Genomic DNA, 19,406 nt, shown 5'->3' with positions numbered 1-19,406 from the left:
GGCGAGTCAGAATCGACCGGGCAAGGACCCGTTCACGCGGAGAGAGCGTTCGTTTGAGCAATCGCGGACGGCATCTGTCTTTTTTTGAGTGGAATCAACGAATATGAAAATAAAATACATGTATCATGAATCGGAAGGAACTTACACTTATGCTGAAAGAAATGAGAAGTATCATCCGGGAACAGGTGGAGAATTTCCCCTTGATTCGCCGGTTGGCGCGATATGAAATCAAATCAGCGCATGCAGAACAACGCCTTGGCCTTTTATGGGAGCTCCTCAATCCGGGTCTCCAAATCTTCATCTATTGGTTCGTCTTCGGTGTCGGTCTTAAAGGAAATAAAAACGTGGATGGTGACATTCCATTCATCGTCTGGCTCCTTTGCGGAATCGTCGTTTGGTTCTTCATCAATGACGCGTTACTTCGTGGCTCGAACTCGATCAATAGTCGTCTCGCAATGGTGACGAAGATGCGTTTCCCGATGAGCGCGATTCCATCGTATGTCATCCTATCGCGGATGTATCAACATTTCGCGATGCTCTTGATCGTCTTCATCGTCATTATCGCAAACGGTATCCCGATTACATGGAAGTTACTTCAGTTGCCGTATTATATGATCGCGACGTACATTTTCGTCTATGCGTTCTCACTTTGTTTTTCAACACTCATCACACTCGTCAAGGACATTCAGCTCTTCTTGCAATCGATGATGCGGATGCTCTTTTATATGACACCGATCCTCTGGAACATTGAACGGTTCCCGGACTTCTTACACGGCGTCCTTCGTTTGAACCCGGTCTTTTATCTCGTCGAGGGATACCGAGCAAGCTTGCTCGGAGGGCATTGGGTCTGGCAGGAGTGGCCGACCGGTCTGTATTTCTGGAGTGTGACACTCCTGTTGTTCACAGCGGGAACATTCTTGCACATCAAGTTCCGTAAATCATTCACTGAGCTCGTCTAAGGGAAGGAAATCGCCATGTCTATGATTAAACTCGACCATGTCACGAAACGCTTCGACATGGTCACGACTACGAAAGAAAAATTCAAGCTCTTGTTCAAGAATCAAAGCAAGAGCGTTAAAACATTCACTGCACTACGCGATGTCTCGCTCGAGATCGGATCGGGAGAAGTCGTCGGACTCGTCGGTATCAATGGATCTGGTAAATCGACGTTATCGAACTTGATCTCAGGCATCATCTATGCAAACGAAGGAGACGTCGCGATCAATGGTGAAGTTGCGATCATCGCTGTTTCACAAGGTTTGAAGAACGTCCTGACGGGGCGGGAGAACATTCGCTTGAAGTGTCTCATGCTCGGGATGGATGATGCGGAAATCGAGCGTCGGATGCCCGGCATCATCGATTTCGCGGATATCGGTGACTTCATCGATCAGCCAATCAAGAAGTACTCGAGTGGGATGAAGTCGCGTCTCGGCTTCGCGATCGCGGTCAATGTCGACGCTGATATCCTGATCGTCGATGAAGCGTTATCGGTCGGGGACCAAACTTTCTACAACCGCTGTATCGATAAGATGAACGAATTCAAGGAGGAAGGGAAGACAATCATCTTCGTCAGTCACTCGCTCTCGCAAATCAAGAGCTTCTGTGAGCGGGTCGTCTGGCTCGAGTACGGTCAAGTCCGCCTCGACGGAACGACGAAGGATGTCTTACCGGAGTATAAGAAGTTCCTCGCAGAGTATAAGAAGTGGTCGAAAGAGGAACAGCATCAATACCGTCGCGATCGCTTGAAAGAACAAGCAGCGAATGCGCGATCGGGTAAAGAAAACACGGACTCAGAGGACACGGTCAAACATCCAGGGTGGATTTTATCAGGTCTTGGGTTACTCGTCCTTGCAGCCGGGAGTTTGATGGTCATTGATGAGACACCGTCTTTGACGAATCTCAGTGATGCAATCTTGAAGTTCTTTTAATGTTAAGCCAGGTGCATGCGCATCTGGTTTTTTTGTGCGGTAAAGTAGGATTCTTACGTCAGTGTAGAGAAAATGAGTAACGAGAGAGAAGTAGAATCGGAAGAGTTAAGCATCCATACAAAAAAACGGAGTCAAAGACTCCGTTTGCATCAGGTTTGTGAGCGATCCATATAGGTTTTGACATGGGGAGCTTCATACGTCGCGAAGCGTTCAAGGAGACAATCAGGATTTGACTCGACGATCAGCATCGCACGGTGTTCCGGAATCAGGAATCCTTGACGTTCCATCGTGTCAAATAGGGTGATTAAGGGATCATAGTATCCTTCGATGTTGAGTACACCACACGGCTTTTCGTGTAGACCGAGTTGCGCCCACGTAAAGACTTCAAAAAATTCCTCCATCGTACCGGGACCACCCGGAAGAATGATGAAGCCGTCAGCGAGTTCTGACATCTTCGCTTTTCGCTCGTGCATCGAGTGAACGAGATGCAGTTCAGTCAGTCCAGGGTGGGCAAGTTCCTTTTCTTGTAGAAAATGAGGTAAGACACCGATGGCCTGACCTTGAGCAGCGAGCGTAGCGTCCGCAACAGCGCCCATCGTCCCAACGCGGGAACCGCCGTATACGAGTCCGATGCCGCGCGCGGCGAGCGTTTGACCAAGCGTACCCGCTTCCTCGCGAAAGACTGGGTGAGCACCATCTTTGGAACCACAAAATACAGCAAGTCTATTCATGAAACAGAACCTCCTTCGTTATCTTCACCATAGCATATTCGGTGATCGGACGGCAGAGTAGACCAGAAAGGAGATCGATATGCGACCACGTACGATTGTTTGGCTCGTCCTAATTATCGCAGCAATCAATTTAGGACTTGGGATATGGATGCCGGATACGTCGACACGAACGACGATTAGTTCAATACTACTAGGTGTGATTGTCATCCTCGGTATCTTTTACGTCATTGCGTTACGACAATCCTCAAAATAAAGAGAGCTCGTTCGACTCGTAGGAGTTGGATGAGCTCTCTTTTTATCTGTTATGGAATTTCATAATGATGGAATATTCAAAAAAATCTATTTTCATACACAAGTTCGACACATTGATGGATGATTTGTAAAAAACACACAGTATTCAGGACATATGACTCGAGTCGAAAGTCATAGAAAGTGAAAATAATGTGTAAAATACCATAATTATTCGTATTCGAATATTCAGAGGGGGTCTAAGGTTATATGATGTTGTTACGAAGCCATACGAAAAATAATAGGAGGTTATTTAAATGAACTTGAAAAATAAATTAGTCGTAGCAAGCACAAGTGCTTTATTAGTATTAGGACTTGGTGTGTCAGTATCAAATAACACTACACAAGTTGCAAAAGACCTCTTGCCGGGCGAATATTCAGTGAAAAATCTTGCGAAGGACCTCCTTCCGGGCGAATATTCAGTGAAAAATCTTGCGAAGGACCTCCTTCCGGGCGAATATTCAGTGAAGAACCTTGCGAAAGATCTTCTTCCAGGCGAATATTCAGTGAAGAACGTTGCGAAAGACCTTCTTCCAGGCGAATATTCAATGAAGAACGTTGCGAAAGACCTTCTTCCAGGCGAATATTCAGTGAAGAACCTTGCGAAAGATCTTCTTCCAGGCGAATATTCAGTGAAGAACGTCGCTGGTAATAAAGACCTTCTCCCAGGGGAGTATGTTCAAGCACGCTAATAATAACTACGAAAGGGCTATACTTTATTATTCGTGACTAGTATTTGTTTATATTCATTCATTCCTAAAATATCGAATAATGTATACGCCTTTGAATAGGCTTCTCTACAAGCAGAATTTAAAGGATCAATCATTTCTAATGCATAAGCCTTTTGGTAATATAGTTGCCCTAAAAGAGACATGTCTTTAAAACGAAGACTCAGATAAATTCCGTCTTCGACATACTTTAAAGCTTCCTCGTTCTTTTTCATAGCAACTAGTACTTTGGATACGTTGTAAAGAAGTCGTATTTTTTCAACAAGCAATTCATCACTATCATAGCTTAAAGAAAGTAAATCTTCGTAAGCTTTAAAACCGTGATTTAGATTATCGTTTTCATAATACATCGTAGCAATAGCAGACTTTATACGAAAGATCATTCTTGGTGAATAGAAAAATTTAATACATTTTTCGGATAATCTCTGAAGTTCAACGACACAGGTTCGATAATCGATTTTACCTATCTTAACAGCGCTTAAGTGCATGTAATAAGAGTACAATGCTGCTAATTCACTGTTAGGATTGATTAATTCCATTTGCTTCTTAGATAATTTGTATATCTCCATATGATCGTTATTTTGAAATTTTGTTAAAAGCTCATCGTCTATGATTCGAAGAGATTCTACCGAGCTATGTTCACTTAAAAAAAGTGTCATTGGCACCTGTAATCGACGCGATAACGCATACAGCAATTCGACCGTCGGTGAATGTGTGCCACTCTCAATCTTACTGATCTCTGCTTGACTGCAAATTCCGTTCGCTAAATCCTTTTGTGTCAGATTATGTTTCTTCCGCAGTCGGCGTAATGCTAAGCCGATTTGCGGTGACATGAATTGATCCATCGGCTCCTCGTCCTTTCGTGGAGATTGAACTGATATAGGGTACCAACTTCTATTATAGAAGCGAACCGAACTAGATACTACTGATTTACTTGATTTCGTATCAATGTTTCAACGACCATCTCACTTGATTCAGAAAGGGGTACACCCATGACACTCATCTTAAAAGAAACGCGACGTAACATGACTTCATGCGCTTGGTGTCTCAATCCTGCTACCGTCTCCGTCGCCCCCCTCGCTCATCGGGAAATGGACCGGACTGCTACGAAACCTAAGGCAAATGTTAAATCGGCTTAATCCACACAAAAGGACTTCATTCGGCTATTAGAATGAAGCCCTTTTTTCAATCATTTGATGAGAAAGGAGAGAGGACATGATCGGATTATCGCTTTTATCAGAACAAGACGGCTGGCTGCAACGTTCTCTACCATCGCTCGATCTGCAGACGTTTTGTGAAACGCACCGTATCTCGCTCGACGCGTTTGATTACGACACACATACGTTCCATGATTTACTCGATTATATGGATTTTCAGGAGTATGAGCATTACGTCTTCGTCCTCCAAGGGGAAGGCGAACGGACATTGCGACTCGTCGCGTATTTGCAACACGAGATGTTGCATGTCCAATTCCACTTGATTCGTCCAAATGGAGAAGTCTTGTTCGGACAACCGGATTTCCTGAATGGTCTCTTCTTGCCGCAGGAAGACATGTCTGCTTCTGCATCCGTTCCAGCTGTCCATCATTCGCTCCTCTCATTGATGACAGGTGTGTACCCAGCGTCGGTACCACATCATCCGCAACCGTTACGTCATGTCTACATCGAGGACAGCTCATTACTGGAGAAGATTCCGGCAAGCAATTTCCATGCGATGACGATCAACAGTGTCATCTATTTTGATCATCCGATGCGCCACGACCTACCGATCATCGAACTGATGAGCCGGACACCGATTCTGTTGACGTTTTCCGATCGTCTCTCGCCCTCGCTTGATTCGCAACTAACAGTCTTATCGCGTGACGCGCTATCAGAGCGATTAGTGGACTGGCAACAAACGGGACGGATTCAAAATGAACAATCGATAGGGATCCTCGATTATGCGACGTTAAGTGGATTGCGCGTCTCGCATCGACTGTTCTTCTTTGCGGACGGGATTTACGCCGATCGACAGAAGACGATTCAGTTGAGCGCAGACCTATCCGTTGATATCGAGTCTTTCTGGGAGCAGCAACCTCAACCTGACGCGCTGGCATCACAAACTGAATTAGAGCTGTTTCCGTTGCTGTATCAACTTGCCGGAACGTTTCAGGGAACGAGTCGTTTCATCACACCGTACTCTGATCTCGAATTACCTCGGACATCCGGGCGGATCGGACCGTTGACGTTAATCGGCATTCAAAACGAGGAAGGCTGTTTTGCGTTCGACCGGACGACGTTACGTTTATTTGAGACGAACGAAGCATTCCTCTGGATTCTCGAAGCGGATCAAAAGGAACAGTTCGACATATTACCGGAGCGACTCGGCGCAGATTATGCAGAAGCGATTCAGCACTACAAGGAGTTGATGTATCATGGGTGATGTCTTATTTGGTCCATTCTTGCGTAAAGGGAGCTACTCGCGCGTCGAGGTGCTGAATCATGTTCAGGCAGATGAACGATTCGGTCAACTGTATCAGGAAGCGCAACAGTTAACTGAGGTCGATGAGTTGATGCTGTATCGACGTTATTTACGAAAAGGAGAGCGGATCCTGTTTCATGGAACGTTTGATCCGGCGCTCTTCAATCTCTTATCGGATGAAGGGTATGATCTTTATCTGATCGAACCGGAAGCTGCACGGACGAAACAGATTGCAGAGAAGTATCAACATAAGATTTACGGCTGGAGTCATGACGTGACGGACGTCGTCGGTCCTGAGTACTTTGACCGGATCATCTTACCGGGAACGACGATTTTACGTTATACGCGTGGGGAGCTGCTGTTGTTCTTCCGCAACATCCGTCAATTGCTACGACCAAGTGGACGACTGCTCGTGTCCTTGTATCGTGTCGATCATCTAAAATCGATGGCGCATCCGATTGCGACGCGACGTTTTCAAAAGACGTTGCTGTTTTATGGCTATCAAGTCGATGGCGAACGTTTATTGTTTAACGCCTACCTCAAATCGGGGAAAGAGGAAAAGGTCAGTTATGCGGTCGAATATCTATACGAACCAAACACGTTGTTTGAATTTGCGATGTTATCACGCTATCATGGACAATTTTTGTATGAAGGAAAAACGATGCTGGTACTGGAATTCGAAAAACAGTAGTCGAATAATATAATTTAACGATACAATTAAAAATATATGTAATATACTGGTTTGGATAGGTCTAAAGACTGGGTAATGTGATAGAGTAGTTTCCTTTTCACGATTCGAAGTACATCATGAGAAAGAGGAGCCGGGCACATCATGGAAAATCAGAGCGGAAGTACCTTTCAGCAAAGCTGTCTATCGTTCATTGAGACCTTGTTTCCAGACGAATCTTTTCACTTCTTAGAAGAATCGAAAGCAACTGACGCCTTTGGACATCCCGGTCGACAATTGTTCTTCTCTTCACCGGTCCGTACCCTGAAATTCAGCGTACTCGCGCAGGCGCATCAGCGCTACGCACGCGTATTCGTATCCGAGAAAACGAGTGAGAACACGTTTTTTCGTCAGTTGTTGGAGGCGACATATGAAGAAGGACAATTGTACATCAACCATATCGTCCAAACCGAATAGAAAAAGGTACCGGAATGTGATTTCCGGTACCTTTTTTTGTCAGGCTTCAATCGAGGCGAGACCACGCTTCAACGCTTGATCAATCGATGTTGCCATCTCGTCCCGGACGGTTTGGGCTACCAAGCGACCGTCGAAATAAATTTCTTTCGACAAACTAAGATGCACGAGCAGATCCTCGAGAATGAGCTTTAGATCAAGCGGTTGCGTCGGTTCAAGCGCTTGTTGCATGAACTCGTTCAATGACGGATGCTGTACATATTTCGGATCAATAAGATCAATGATCGTCGTGTCTAAGGCAAGTGCTAGTCGTTCCAAGACTTGAGGAGAGGGCATGCGCTGACCACGTTCGTAAGCGGAGATGTCCGTTGCTGTTTCCCCACACCGTTCAGCTAAAAACTTTTGAGTATACTTGTGTTGTTTACGCAATTGCATGATTTTCTTACCCAGTGCACGATTCATGGCACTCCACTCCTATTCTTCGGGTCATCGTGTATAGTACTAATTAACCATTATAATTATAAAAGAAACCTCATAAATGTAAATATTAGTTTTTAAAGGAAGCGAAAAAAATATATGGATTAAAATAGTAAAATAAATTTAATACTAAATATCCTTATTTTTCTGGAACGTGCTATCCTAAGACGATATTCAAAAAAGGAGCGTTTTTATGAAAAAAATCACATGGTCGGGCTATATCGTGCTCGCCATCCTGTTAATCCTCTTCATCTCAAGTTCGATGCCGTATCAAGCGCAATCCATCAAACCAGGGTTATCGCGATTCATTCCGTTAGGATTCGTCGATCATCTGCGTTTCATCTCCTTTTCCTATCATGGAGAAGTTAGTGTCGCTGCCCTTGGACGAAGTGGCTTCATTGAGTTTTTCATCCGAAAAGCTGCCCATGTCTCGACATTTCTCGTATTAGGGATCGGATTGATTGATTTGACACGTCGTCGTCTGACACCAGGACTTGCCGTCTTGTTTGCCTATTCGTTAGCGATCATGGTCGCTGTCTTTGATGAATTTCATCAAATCTTGACAGGGGACCGGACGGGACTCATCCAAGACGTCTTACTCGATGGAACTGGCGCCTTGATTGGAATCGGATGTTATATCCTCATCTATAGGAAAAAAGTACGACGCCAAGCAGGAAGTGTTTCCTTCCAGCACGAAAAGAACAGGCATCACTTTTAACGAAGGAGACTGCCCTATGAAGACTTCCCATTTGTTGATGACGAGCGTCGGTCGCCGGACGAAGCTAGTCGAGTATTTCGTCCGTGAGATGCCGGACGGTCACGTCAGTACTGCGGATTGTAGTTCACTCGCACCGGGTCTCTATATGACAGAACGCCATCATCTCGTTCCCTGCATCGATGCACCGGATTATATCGATCATTTGCTAGAGTTGTGTCAGCGCGAACAGGTGACGGCGCTCTTGTCATTGATTGATCCTGAACTGGAATTGCTCGCAGCGGCGGCGGAACGGTTTGAAGCAATCGGTGTCACGGTCCTCGTCTCACCGATGGATGCCTGTCGTCTCTGTTTCGACAAATACGCGATGTATACGTACTGTGTCGCGGAAGGGATTGCGCATGCGCGGACATATGTGACGCTCGAAGCATTCCGGAGCGCACTTGCGCAAGGGGAGGTCCAGTTCCCGGTCTTCGTCAAACCACGCAATGGGAGTGCCAGTCTCCATGTTCAGGCGGTCTCCTCTCTTGAAGTCGTTGAAGGACTGTTTGCTGTTCATCCGGATTTATTGATTCAAGAATACTTAAGAGGGCAGGAGCTCGGTGTTGACGTCTATGTCGACTGGTTGACGCATGAAGTGACGGATATCTTCATTAAGGAGAAACTCGTCATGCGTGCAGGGGAAACGGATAAGAGTCGCTCCATCAAACGCGACGATGTCTTTGAACTGGTCGAGCACGTTTTACATGGAACCGGTCTTGTCGGTCCGCTTGATTTCGACCTGTTTGATGTTGACGGAACGCTCTACTTATCAGAGATCAATCCGCGATTCGGTGGGGGATATCCACATGCTTATGAATGCGGCGTCAATTTTCCGAAAGCGATCCGAAACAATCTGCAGGGACAACGTAATTCCCGACGCATCGGAGCTTATGCGGAAGACATCTATTTATTGAAACACGACACGGTGACGCTGTTGCCTGCGTCTCTGCTTGAGCAAATTAAAAAACCATAAGCGCGCGAAAAAGGAGTGACCTGGTAGTGATACCGGGTCACTCCTTTTAGGTAGAAGAGCAGAATCAAGAAAGAGAGACGCGTGCACGCTTGAGGCATTGCACGGCGGAGGTCCAGCTACCGAAGAGGGCGTTGATCGTCGAGGTACTCGGAACCGAGCGACCTTCTGCCCATTTCCGGTAATGAATGATACTGAGGGAAGGTAATTCTTCTTGCGCCTGCCGCAGTGCTTCAAGGACATCTTCTTCGACCCATTTCCGGCGAGGCGGTGCGATGTCGAGGCAAGCGAGGGCATCTGCCCATGAACCGTATTTACGGGCAATCGTCGCGACTGTCGGATGTCCATTTTCCTGTGCCCAAATGGCATACGTCTGTGTCGTCAGACGGGGGAGGACATCGGAAGCTTCGAGTAAGGCTGTGATGATGCGTTCTTCCGTCATCGAGATGGAACGTGTCATCTCGATCTGTGCTTCTTCGAGCGCACGTGACCAAGAACCGAAACGTAAGTTGATCAATGTCAAGGATGGTCCATGTTTCGCCTTTGCCCATTCCCGGTAGCTGTTGCTATGGAAAGGGTGTAAGCGTGTTGATGCTTCCTTGATGAAAGCAAGGATCTCTTCATCTGAAAAGTACGGACGAATCGATGAGAGACCGGCCGCTTGGAGTGCTTCACGCCAAGAGCCGAATACATTGATGATCGTCGTGATCGACGGAATATCTTTTCCAATCGACCAACGTGCATACGTCTTTGCGTCGAGAGCGGGATATTCGATACTAGCTTCGATTAGGCTATCGATGACTTGTTGTTCTGTCCATTTCTTCATGATGTCATACCCCTTTCGTGTAGGTGCTCTAGGTGTGGGTACTGTCGTGAGGTGGAAGTCGACGAAGCGACGTATAAGCGAGAAGACTGAGCCAAATGAAATAAAATCCACTCGGTCTTACGAGAATGCTTTCCGTGAATTGAAGTAGTCCGAGCCAGCCAGTAAGCAACAGGGCGAGAAACGTGAGATCCGTCGTCTGAATCCGAAACAGTCGATAGAACAGATACAGAAAGACTGCACCGTACAGCAAACAACCGATGAGTCCGAATTCATAAAGATGGGTGATCGGTGTGCTGTGGAACGTATAGAGAACTTGTTCGTTCAGTTGTTCCTGCAGACCGCGTGGGGCACTTCCAATCCCGTGTCCGAACCAAAGCGAATCAGTGGAAGCGCGCCATCCTGCTTGCCAAAGCGTAAATCGTCCGTTGAGACTGAGCAAACGGGGAAGCAGTCCTTGAAACGCAAAAACAGCTAGGAGAATCAAGCTTCCCGTTACGTAACATGCTGTCACCTGCATCCTGCGTCTCGTTCCTTCAACCATTCGAATACTCGTCAAAAGAGCAAGGAGGAGAAAAGAATAGATTCCTGTCTGCGAACCACTTCGAAGTAGGGCGATGGTGATGAGAAGGAGGAGAACAGCATGTAGAAAGCTTTGCCGACGTGGGAACTGTTTGAGTAGATAGAACCAAGCAAACAGTCCGCCTGGAACAAGCCACGCTGCAAACGTATTCGGATTGTTCATCAGACCAGCGAGGCGAAGGAATGAGCTTTGTTCCCCGACGTACAATTGTGGAAACGATAAGGGACCGATCCGAAGCCATTGCAGGTTTTCGACCGGGACATACTCTGAACCAAATGAGACGATGAGGGCATAGGAAGCGAGAAAGACGGCCTGTCCATAAAGAAAGTGACACAAAAGCCGTTGCCATTGTTCGATCGATGTACGCGAGAGCGAAGAGACGATGCCAACGAATAGCCAAGTCGAGATGAGGTAAAGCGAAGCGAGAACACGATCTGTATTCGCGTTAAAAAAGAAAAAAATGATATGAAATGTCAGATAAATCAGAAAAATGATTACAATTTGATGCCCAGTCGCTCGATTGGCACGATAGAACGGTCGTAAAATGAACCAACAGACGCTGAACAGAACGATATAGATGGGAAGCAACCAAAGGGACCACTGTTTCGGCAACACTTCGTCCGTAAACGATAAGGGACGAATCCAAGCATCGAGCATGATCCAAACGACTAGGATGGATAAGGCAAACGATGTGGGTATATTGGCTGATTTTAACATGATTTCTAAAGACTATCCACCCTTCATATAGGACTTATTACCGATTTAAGCACTTTTTAATCATCAAATTGGTATTTACCCTTATCTTTCAAAACATCATGCAGATAAATGAAAAAATATTAAGGAAACCGTGATCATTTTTTCGTGAATCGCGTTTTTTTCGTGATATGAATTCATGCTGTGAACTAGTGTCACGCAAGCGAGATAGCTACCGAAAAAAATATAATCATTTCCACCAAGCTCTAATTGTTTTAGGAACCGATTGGAAATAAGGTGTAGACATAACCAATGTCCATCCATTCGGTCAAGTCAGAAAGAGGTGAACAACAGTGAGCTCGATGCATCAAAGAAAAACCTTCGGAGATCATTTGACGACGCTCCGACGCGGCTGGTGGTTACTCGCACTCTTCATGATTCTCTTTGCGGGAGCCGGATATGCGCTTAGCACGTATGTCATCCCGAAGACATACGAGGCGACAGCCTACATCCTCGTCGTTCCTCAAGCGAACGCAGAGGCGACATCGACGCCGACACTCGTCAGTACCTATCAAGATATCCTACGAAGCCCAGAGGTCGTCGATCAGGTCGCCCAAAAGATGAACGTCACCGACAAGCGGTTATTCGATTTGACGGATCGTCTGACGGTCTCGAGCAATCTCGATTCGCAAGTCATCGCCTTATCCGTCAAGGATCGTTCAGCGGAGCAGGCAGCTATCCAGGCGAATACGATGACGGAAGTCTTCCAGGATTACCTCCCGCAACTGATCAACACGAGTAAGACGGAAGTGTTCTCGAGCGCACGGATTCCAACGAAACCCGTGTCACCGAACATTCTGATGAATACAGGCATCGGTGGCGTCCTTGGTCTGATGCTCGGACTCTTGATCGTTTATTCTCGCTCGTTAAGCAAAAAGGAAGCGACACGCGAATCCACTGATAGTTATCCGAAAGCGATTCCCCGCAGTCATTCATGAGAGAGGAGAGGAGACACCGTCATGCAGCATTCCCCGCTCACCCCGTACCGTCGGCAGTTGAAGATCGGACTCCTTCGCCTGATCGACGCCGGAATCATCGCACTCGCGACTGTCGTTACGTTCTACTTCTTTAATCCGCTCCATCTCACCGTCAACTTCGAGTTGCAGGACGCACTCGAAATCGCTCTCATCCAGTGGGTCGCCCTTACGTTCGTTGCACACTGGATGCGCTTCTATCAAATCATCTGGCGTTACGCGAGTCTTCGTGATCTCGCCGTTCTCCTCGTCGTCGTTCTCGCCAGCAGTTTCGTCTTACTTGGTCTTGAATACGCGTTGTTCGACTTTGCGGTCGAACGAGCGATCTTCTTGCAGACCGGTCTCGTTTTGAACGGAATCTTATTCGTCCGTCTGTTGATTCGTGGACGTAGCTTAAGACTCGTTCCTGACAATAAGACGCTCGGCAAACGAACACTCATTATCGGTGCCGGTGCTTCCGGTCAGATGATCACAAAAGAACTGAAGCAAAAGAAGTCGCACATCTTAAACGTCGCCGGCTTACTTGATGATTCGCTTGAACTACGCGGGATGCGGATTCACGGTGTTCCCGTCATCGGAGCAATCGACCAACTCGAATGCATCATCGAGGAACAAAAAATTGAAGCGGTCGTCCTGGCAATCCCATCGTTACCTTATCCGCAACGGGTTGAATTGCTGAACCGGATCAAACAAACCCAAGTCGAAGCGCATACGTTACCGATGCTCGTCGAACTGGCGTCCGGAAAGGTCTCGATCAAACAAATCCGTGAAGTCTCAATCGCCGATTTACTCGGTCGAGAACCGGTCGAACTCGATATTACGGAAATCGAACGAAGCGTTCATAGCGCGACCGTCCTCGTCACCGGTGCTGGTGGTTCGATTGGTTCCGAGATTTGCAGGCAACTGATTCGCTTCCGTCCTGAACGGCTCATCCTTCTCGGACACGGCGAAAACAGCATCTACCTGATCCGCCGGGAGCTCGAGTGTCTCAGCCGAGACATCCAGTTCGAATCCGTCATCGCCGATGTTCAGGATAGTGATCGGATGCTTGAAGTCATGCGACGGTTCGAACCAGATCTCGTCTATCACGCGGCAGCCCACAAGCACGTACCGCTGATGGAGGATAACCCAAGCGAAGCCGTCAAGAACAACATCTACGGCACACGCAACGTCGCTCGAGCGGCGGAAGCAGCTGGTGTCAAACGCTTCGTCATGATTTCGACCGATAAGGCCGTCAACCCGACGAGTGTGATGGGGGCGACAAAACGAATCGCCGAGATGGTCATCCAGCAGATGGCGCGTAACAGCGAGACGACGTTCGCCGTCGTCCGGTTCGGCAACGTCCTCGGGAGCCGTGGTTCCGTCATTCCACTGTTCAAGGAACAAATCGCCAAAGGCGGACCGATCACGATCACCGATCCCCGGATGACACGCTACTTCATGACGATCCCGGAAGCGAGTCGTCTCGTCATTCAAGCGAGTGTCCTCGCGAAAGGTGGCGAAGTGTTCGTTCTCGATATGGGGGAACCAGTCCACATCACGACACTGGCGAAGAACTTGATTCACTTGAGTGGCTTCACGGAAGAGCAGATTCCGATCGTCTACAGCGGCATTCGAAAAGGCGAGAAACTCTACGAGGAACTGCTCGCTCGCGATGAAGTGCATGACGAACTCGTCTTTGACAAGATCCTTGTCGGGAAGACTCGACCTTTTGGATCTGTCGACCCGTACTTGCGGGAAATCGCTCAAGCGCTCGGTCAGGACGAGGTACTTCGCCAGTATTTGTTAGACGTCACGAACGAAACCGATGCCGACCCGGTCGCACCGACGATGCGGATCGCTCGCAAATAGAGAGGAGGGAGAACGATGAAAACGGCCCGGCTGTCCCGCTTCAATCTCATCTTCATTGCCGATACGGCGTATTCGCTTCATCAATGGATGATTTTGACGCTCCTGATCAAATGGAGTACACCGCTCAACATCGGTTATTTCAACTACGCCCTTGCCATCACCGCACCGATCGTCATGTTCTGTTGGCTGAACGCCAGTACGATCCTGACGGCAGAACGGGCTGGACTGACGAACTTCTGGCTCTTCATCAAGACTCGTTTTTCACTCCTCTCGGCAGGTGTGTTCGTCCTCCTTGGAGTCTATTATTTCTTCGGTGAAGCGGACATTTTACTCCTGACACTGCTCGTCTACCTCAATAAATACATGGAGTCATTCGCTGATCTCGCTTATGGTTTCTTGCAAGGACACACTGCTTTCAAGGAAGTCGCCGTCTCGAAAATCTTCCGGAGTCTCTTGAACGTCTCGGGCGCAGCACTTGTCCTCTTTACGACCCATTCGATTCATGGATTCGTACTCGCCTTGATCGCCGGAAACTTGATCATGCTACTCGCATACGACTTACCGACGATTCGCCGCGTCGGTCGCGGCTTTGACAATCAAGCACTCGACTTACGGTACCGATCAGGTAAGGAGCTGTTCCTTAAGGCGATGCCACTCGGATTCGTCGCTCTCCTGATCGCCTTGAACGCAAACATCCCACGATTGTTCGTCGGTCACGCAATCGGAACGGAAGAGCTCGGTTATTACGCCAGCATCGCCTATCTACTCGTACTTGGTAGTCTGTTCATCCACTCCTTGATTGCCGTCTTGCTACCGAACTTCTCGTCTGAGACGGGTGAACGCCAAAGTTTACCGGAACTGCGCAAGCTGACTCGTTCGATGTTACTGATGACGAACGTCGTCGGGATCCTGTTGATCATCGGAGCAATCTTCTTTGGTAAGTGGGGCTTGACGATTTTCTATAATGCATCGTTCGTTCAATACCATCTGATTTTCGTCTTGATGATGGTCGCCTCACTCTTTTTCTACAACTCGACCGTCATTCAGGCACTCTTGACCGGCTTCCAGCAGTTCCGAATCCAGACGATCTCGATCTTCGGCAGTGTCGTCGTCAATCTCATCGCCTGTAGCTTGTTGATTCCGCTGTATGGTCTATACGGTGCGACGATCGCTTACACCCTCTGCGCTGTCACTCAAATCGTCCTATTGTTACCGGCACTGTATCGGTCCTTATATCCACGGGACGTCACGCTCGTCGTCGAACAAAGCAGCTAAGGAGGGAAGAAGATGCGACCAATCCTACTACTCATAGTCATCGAAGCGCTCGTTTGTCAATTCGCCCGGTCGCTCTTCCCGGACACCTACGTGACCGCCTTGCTGCTCATCAACGCGGTGTTGTTTCTCTATTATCTACTCCGTCAAGCAGAGACGACGCCACTCTTTCTCGTTTTCATCACCGCTTTCTTCGTCCGACTGGTCCTGATGTTCATCGATCTTGAGATGTTTCGTTTACCGCCGCACAGTGGTGACGACACGGAAGCCTTTCATCTCGAAGGTGTCCAAATCTTCACCGATCCGTCGACCTTCAATGATGTCGTTCGCGGCACCTATTCCAAGTTTCTCGGAATCTTCTACCTGATGTTCGGTCCGGAACGGATTCTCGCTCAGTTCTTGAACGTCATCCTCGGTGTCGTCGCTGTCGTCATCCTAGCGAAGACGCTGCAACGGTTACGCTTACCGGAACGCTACGTGTTCGCAGCAACACTGATCTTTGCGTTCTTCCCACAAGGATTATTGCTCTCACCGATTCTCTTGCGTGACCAGATTGTCGCCCTTGGCATCGTCTACACACTCTACTACATGGTGCGCTGGACGGAAGAGAAGTCCGGATGGTATATGACGCTCGCGTATCTCGGCTACTTCGTCAGTACGATGTTTCACTCCGGTCTTGCTGTCGGGATTATCGTCTTACTCGTCTATTTCTCGTTTTATAGCCATGAGACACGACGAATGGACTTTGAACCGACTAAGGTGCAACGACTGATCTTTCAAGTGCTGATCGTCGGCTTCATCGTCTACAGCTTCCAGGACGTCTTGTTCGCGAAGTTCACTCACGTCTCAGAAAACGGACAGTTATTCAGCGGGATGAGTTACGACCGTGGCGGCTCCGCTTATCTGAACGGATTGATGGTGACAGGTCCAGCTGACATGATTCTCTACTCACCGATTCGGACGATCTACTTTCTGTTCTCACCGTTCCCGTGGCAATGGTCGAGCGTCATGAACATTCTGATTTTCTTCCTTGACGCCGTCTTCTACTTCATCGCCTGTTTTGCGATCGTCCGGTCCTTTAAACTGATCCGTCAGCATCCGTTCGGCAGCGTCCTCTTCTTCTTTTTCCTTCTCTTTGCGCTTAACGCCGTCATCTTCGGTCTTGGAACCGGCAATGTCGGAACGGCCATCCGACACCGGTATAAGTTGTTCCCGATGTTACTCATCGTCTACACATCCGTTCACTACATGCGCTGGCAAGCGCGCCACTACTTCGAGGAGGTCGAACACCGTGCCGAATAAAACGATCTTAATTACAGGTATCGCAGGCTTCATTGGATTTCACGCCGCACGTCGTTTCATCCGGGAGGGTTACCGGGTCATCGGACTCGATGAAGTGAACGACTATTACGACCCGACGTTAAAAGAAGCACGGCTCGCTGAACTCGGAACGAACTACACGTTTTACCGGGTCTCACTCGAAGAGACGGCAGCCGTCGCGCAGATTTTCGAACAGGAATCGATCGATCTCGTTCTCCACCTGGCAGCACAAGCAGGGGTACGGTACAGCATCGATCGACCGGACGTCTACATGACGTCAAACATCGTCGGCTTTCTCTCGATTCTAGAGGCGTGTCGGCATTACCCAGTCGAACAATTGATTTACGCTTCCTCCAGTTCCGTCTACGGATCGAATACGAAGATGCCGTTCGCGACGACGGATGCCGTCGATCATCCGCTAAGTCTTTACGCCGCTTCGAAAAAAGCGAACGAACTGATGGCTCATACCTACAGCAGTCTCTACGGGATCAAGACGACAGGACTTCGCTTCTTCAGCGTCTACGGTCCGTGGGGACGCCCGGATATGGCACTGTTCAAGTTCACGGAGGCAATTGCGAAGGGCGAACCGATTGATCTCTACAACTATGGTGAGATGGGACGGGACTTCACTTACGTCGACGATATCATCGAAAGTATCTATCGCCTGTTCCAGACTGAACCGGAAGTCGACGGAGCGTTCGATGCCTCGAATCCCTTACCGGATCGCAGTAACGTTCCGTATCGTGTCTACAACATCGGTAGCCATAGCCCGATTCGCTTAAATGAATTCGTCGCCTTGATTGAACGACGCCTCGGTAAGACCGCGATCAAGAACGGGATGCCGTTACAGCCAGGCGACGTTCCAGAAAGCTTTGCTGACGTCTCCTCACTCTTCGAGACGATTGGGTACCGACCACAGACGACGGTCGAAGCTGGCGTCAACGCATTCATCGACTGGTATGAGAGTCACTACTTGCTGAAGGAGGAAATCCAAGATGGCGCTTAAGGAGGAATTCTACTACCGCTCTCCGATCTTCATACAAAATTGGCTGACATCGTTATACGGTCGCAAGTTGATGCAAGAACGATACGGTCCCTTCTATGAACAGAAGATGAAGGAACTTCGAATGAAGGATCGGACGCAGGATTATAAAGCGGAACAACTCGATCGCCTGAATGCCTTCCTCGCTTTCGTCGTGACGCATACACCGTACTACACACAACTCTTTCACGAACATGACATCCAGTTACCGTTGACGTCACTCGAGCAGCTGAAGACGATTCCGATCCTTGAAAAAGAGACGCTTCGCCAAAACAACGATGCGTTCATGTCCCGCGTCGATGCGCCGGTTCGAGGACGGACGGGCGGAACGAGCGGAAAGTCGCTCCAAGTCGCGTTCATGCGCGAGGACGTCCAGGAACGGATGGCGCATCTCGACTACTTCAAGGAACGTCACGGCTTCCATGCCGGGATGCGCAGAGCGAGCTTCACCGGTCGGACACTGACGGCCGTCGATCAAAAGAAACCGATTTTCTGGCGGATGAACCGACCACTCAATCAGTTATTGCTTTCAATCTTTCACATGAAGGAAGAGAACTTTCCAGCTTATATCGAGGAACTGAATCGCTTTCAGCCACGAGCGCTCGACGGCACACCGACGGCGATGGTTGAAATCGCCCGCTATATGCTAAAGCATCACATTCGACTGGAGAGCTCGCTGATCGCCATCTTCCCGACGTCGGAAACGGTGACGGAGGAAATGCGCTCGGTTCTCGAGGAAGCCTTCAACGCACCGGTCTTTGATCAATACGGTTCATCGGAAGGCGCACCGATCATTTCAGAATGCAGTCATCGAAAACTTCATCTGCATCATGAGACGGGCATCATCGAACCGTATGGAGAGGACGGCGAAGTCGTCGTCACGTGTTTTACGACACGCGGCACGCCACTGATTCGTTACCGGATCGGTGACCGGATGACACTGAGTGACGAGACATGTAGTTGTGGACTAAACGGACCGGTCATCGCTTCGATCGATGGTCGGGGAACGAGTTACATCGTCAGCGAAAAGCGGGGCAAAGTGTTCGAAGGGGACATCACGACGATTGCCCGCGAACTACCGAACTCGGTCTTGCGACTTCAAGTCGAGCAGCACGCGTTGAATCACGTGACACTCCGGTATATTCCAGACGCCAAACGCTTCCATCCGAAACACGAACAGATCCTCTTGAACGAGATGCGTAAGTTGCTCGGCTCCGGAATGAAGATCGTTCTCGAGCCGGTCGAACAAGTCAAACAAGAACCGAACGGAAAAACGTTGATCGTCAAACAGTCGATGAAATAGGAGGA

General features: G+C 48.4%; 20 protein-coding genes. 15 read left to right on the top strand and 5 right to left on the bottom strand.

Translation table 11 applies throughout. From position 1 onward, the window contains the following. Positions 1 to 161: 161 nt before the first annotated feature. Positions 162 to 959 (top strand): ABC transporter permease, encoded by a 798-nt coding sequence (locus AC3B4V_RS08710; protein ID WP_230088492.1) that lies wholly within the window; start codon positions 162 to 164, stop codon positions 957 to 959. A 15-nt stretch (positions 960 to 974) separates the two neighbouring features. Continuing rightward, a complete protein-coding gene (locus tag AC3B4V_RS08705) occupies positions 975 to 1,928 on the top strand; it encodes an ABC transporter ATP-binding protein (protein ID WP_214805514.1) in 954 nt (317 codons plus the stop codon). Between the two features lie 149 nt (positions 1,929 to 2,077). On the opposite strand, the gene AC3B4V_RS08700 is transcribed toward AC3B4V_RS08705, so the two are convergent. Next, the gene (locus AC3B4V_RS08700) at positions 2,078 to 2,659 is read right to left on the bottom strand and encodes an LOG family protein (protein WP_488378149.1); all 582 of its coding nucleotides are present in this window, start codon (positions 2,657 to 2,659) and stop codon (positions 2,078 to 2,080) included. A 79-nt stretch (positions 2,660 to 2,738) separates the two neighbouring features. Between AC3B4V_RS08700 and AC3B4V_RS08695 the strand changes: the two genes are divergently transcribed. Together AC3B4V_RS08695 and AC3B4V_RS08690 are read left to right on the top strand one after the other, a co-directional pair. Next, on the top strand, positions 2,739 to 2,912 hold the full coding sequence (locus tag AC3B4V_RS08695) for a hypothetical protein (protein ID WP_214805510.1): 174 nt from the start codon (positions 2,739 to 2,741) through the stop codon (positions 2,910 to 2,912). A 292-nt stretch (positions 2,913 to 3,204) separates the two neighbouring features. Continuing rightward, entirely contained in the window at positions 3,205 to 3,639 is a 435-nt protein-coding gene (locus tag AC3B4V_RS08690) for a hypothetical protein (protein ID WP_488378148.1), read from the top strand. 17 nt (positions 3,640 to 3,656) lie between these two features. Here the strand turns inward: AC3B4V_RS08690 and AC3B4V_RS08685 are convergent, their stop codons facing one another. Further along, positions 3,657 to 4,520, bottom strand: a complete 864-nt coding sequence (locus tag AC3B4V_RS08685; RefSeq protein WP_488378147.1) for a helix-turn-helix domain-containing protein — start codon at positions 4,518 to 4,520, stop codon at positions 3,657 to 3,659. A gap of 370 nt (positions 4,521 to 4,890) precedes the next feature. Here AC3B4V_RS08685 and AC3B4V_RS08680 point away from each other — a divergent pair, with 370 nt between their 5' ends. From AC3B4V_RS08680 to AC3B4V_RS08670, 3 genes are all read left to right on the top strand, one after another. Continuing rightward, complete coding sequence (locus tag AC3B4V_RS08680; RefSeq protein ID WP_488378146.1) at positions 4,891 to 6,096, top strand: hypothetical protein; 1,206 nt, start codon at positions 4,891 to 4,893, stop codon at positions 6,094 to 6,096. Further along, positions 6,089 to 6,826 (top strand): hypothetical protein, encoded by a 738-nt coding sequence (locus AC3B4V_RS08675; RefSeq protein ID WP_488378145.1) that lies wholly within the window; start codon positions 6,089 to 6,091, stop codon positions 6,824 to 6,826. The genes AC3B4V_RS08680 and AC3B4V_RS08675 overlap by 8 nt, the downstream gene beginning before the upstream one ends. A 141-nt stretch (positions 6,827 to 6,967) precedes the next feature. Further along, positions 6,968 to 7,279: a hypothetical protein gene (locus AC3B4V_RS08670; protein ID WP_488378144.1), complete on the top strand. Its 312-nt coding sequence runs from the start codon at positions 6,968 to 6,970 to the stop codon at positions 7,277 to 7,279. 39 nt (positions 7,280 to 7,318) lie between these two features. On the opposite strand, the gene AC3B4V_RS08665 is transcribed toward AC3B4V_RS08670, so the two are convergent. Continuing rightward, positions 7,319 to 7,738: a helix-turn-helix domain-containing protein gene (locus AC3B4V_RS08665; RefSeq protein WP_488378143.1), complete on the bottom strand. Its 420-nt coding sequence runs from the start codon at positions 7,736 to 7,738 to the stop codon at positions 7,319 to 7,321. A gap of 208 nt (positions 7,739 to 7,946) precedes the next feature. Between AC3B4V_RS08665 and AC3B4V_RS08660 the strand changes: the two genes are divergently transcribed. Next, positions 7,947 to 8,471: a VanZ family protein gene (locus AC3B4V_RS08660; protein WP_488378142.1), complete on the top strand. Its 525-nt coding sequence runs from the start codon at positions 7,947 to 7,949 to the stop codon at positions 8,469 to 8,471. A 16-nt stretch (positions 8,472 to 8,487) separates the two neighbouring features. After that, positions 8,488 to 9,483, top strand: coding sequence for an ATP-grasp domain-containing protein (locus AC3B4V_RS08655; protein WP_215147127.1), 996 nt, complete (start codon positions 8,488 to 8,490; stop codon positions 9,481 to 9,483). A gap of 64 nt (positions 9,484 to 9,547) precedes the next feature. Here AC3B4V_RS08655 and AC3B4V_RS08650 read toward each other — a convergent pair whose 3' ends face one another. Together AC3B4V_RS08650 and AC3B4V_RS08645 are read right to left on the bottom strand one after the other, a co-directional pair. Next, positions 9,548 to 10,306 carry a homing endonuclease associated repeat-containing protein gene (locus tag AC3B4V_RS08650; protein WP_029342637.1) on the bottom strand — a complete coding sequence of 253 codons (759 nt, stop codon included), beginning with the start codon at positions 10,304 to 10,306 and terminating at the stop codon, positions 9,548 to 9,550. A gap of 28 nt (positions 10,307 to 10,334) precedes the next feature. Continuing rightward, complete coding sequence (locus AC3B4V_RS08645; protein ID WP_488378141.1) at positions 10,335 to 11,603, bottom strand: O-antigen ligase family protein; 1,269 nt, start codon at positions 11,601 to 11,603, stop codon at positions 10,335 to 10,337. A gap of 338 nt (positions 11,604 to 11,941) precedes the next feature. Here AC3B4V_RS08645 and AC3B4V_RS08640 point away from each other — a divergent pair, with 338 nt between their 5' ends. The 6 genes from AC3B4V_RS08640 to AC3B4V_RS08615 are packed head-to-tail and all read left to right on the top strand — an operon-like array spanning position 11,942 to position 19,401. Next, a complete protein-coding gene (locus tag AC3B4V_RS08640; protein WP_231884634.1) occupies positions 11,942 to 12,577 on the top strand; it encodes a YveK family protein in 636 nt (211 codons plus the stop codon). Positions 12,578 to 12,598: 21 nt separating this feature from the next. Further along, the gene (locus tag AC3B4V_RS08635) at positions 12,599 to 14,464 is read left to right on the top strand and encodes a polysaccharide biosynthesis protein (protein WP_488378140.1); all 1,866 of its coding nucleotides are present in this window, start codon (positions 12,599 to 12,601) and stop codon (positions 14,462 to 14,464) included. 15 nt (positions 14,465 to 14,479) lie between these two features. Beyond that, positions 14,480 to 15,739, top strand: coding sequence for an oligosaccharide flippase family protein (locus AC3B4V_RS08630; RefSeq protein WP_023469399.1), 1,260 nt, complete (start codon positions 14,480 to 14,482; stop codon positions 15,737 to 15,739). 12 nt (positions 15,740 to 15,751) lie between these two features. Further along, entirely contained in the window at positions 15,752 to 17,038 is a 1,287-nt protein-coding gene (locus AC3B4V_RS08625) for a hypothetical protein (protein WP_488378139.1), read from the top strand. Continuing rightward, the gene (locus AC3B4V_RS08620; protein ID WP_488378138.1) at positions 17,028 to 18,062 is read left to right on the top strand and encodes an NAD-dependent epimerase; all 1,035 of its coding nucleotides are present in this window, start codon (positions 17,028 to 17,030) and stop codon (positions 18,060 to 18,062) included. Before AC3B4V_RS08625 ends, AC3B4V_RS08620 begins: the two co-directional genes overlap by 11 nt. Further along, positions 18,052 to 19,401 carry a phenylacetate--CoA ligase family protein gene (locus AC3B4V_RS08615; protein ID WP_488378137.1) on the top strand — a complete coding sequence of 450 codons (1,350 nt, stop codon included), beginning with the start codon at positions 18,052 to 18,054 and terminating at the stop codon, positions 19,399 to 19,401. The genes AC3B4V_RS08620 and AC3B4V_RS08615 overlap by 11 nt, the downstream gene beginning before the upstream one ends. Positions 19,402 to 19,406 lie beyond the last annotated feature (5 nt).

It is taken from the genome of Exiguobacterium sp. E17S (assembly GCF_057772545.1).
The sequence above is the reverse complement of the archived record's forward strand: the minus strand, read 5'-3'. Positions and strand labels throughout refer to the sequence as shown.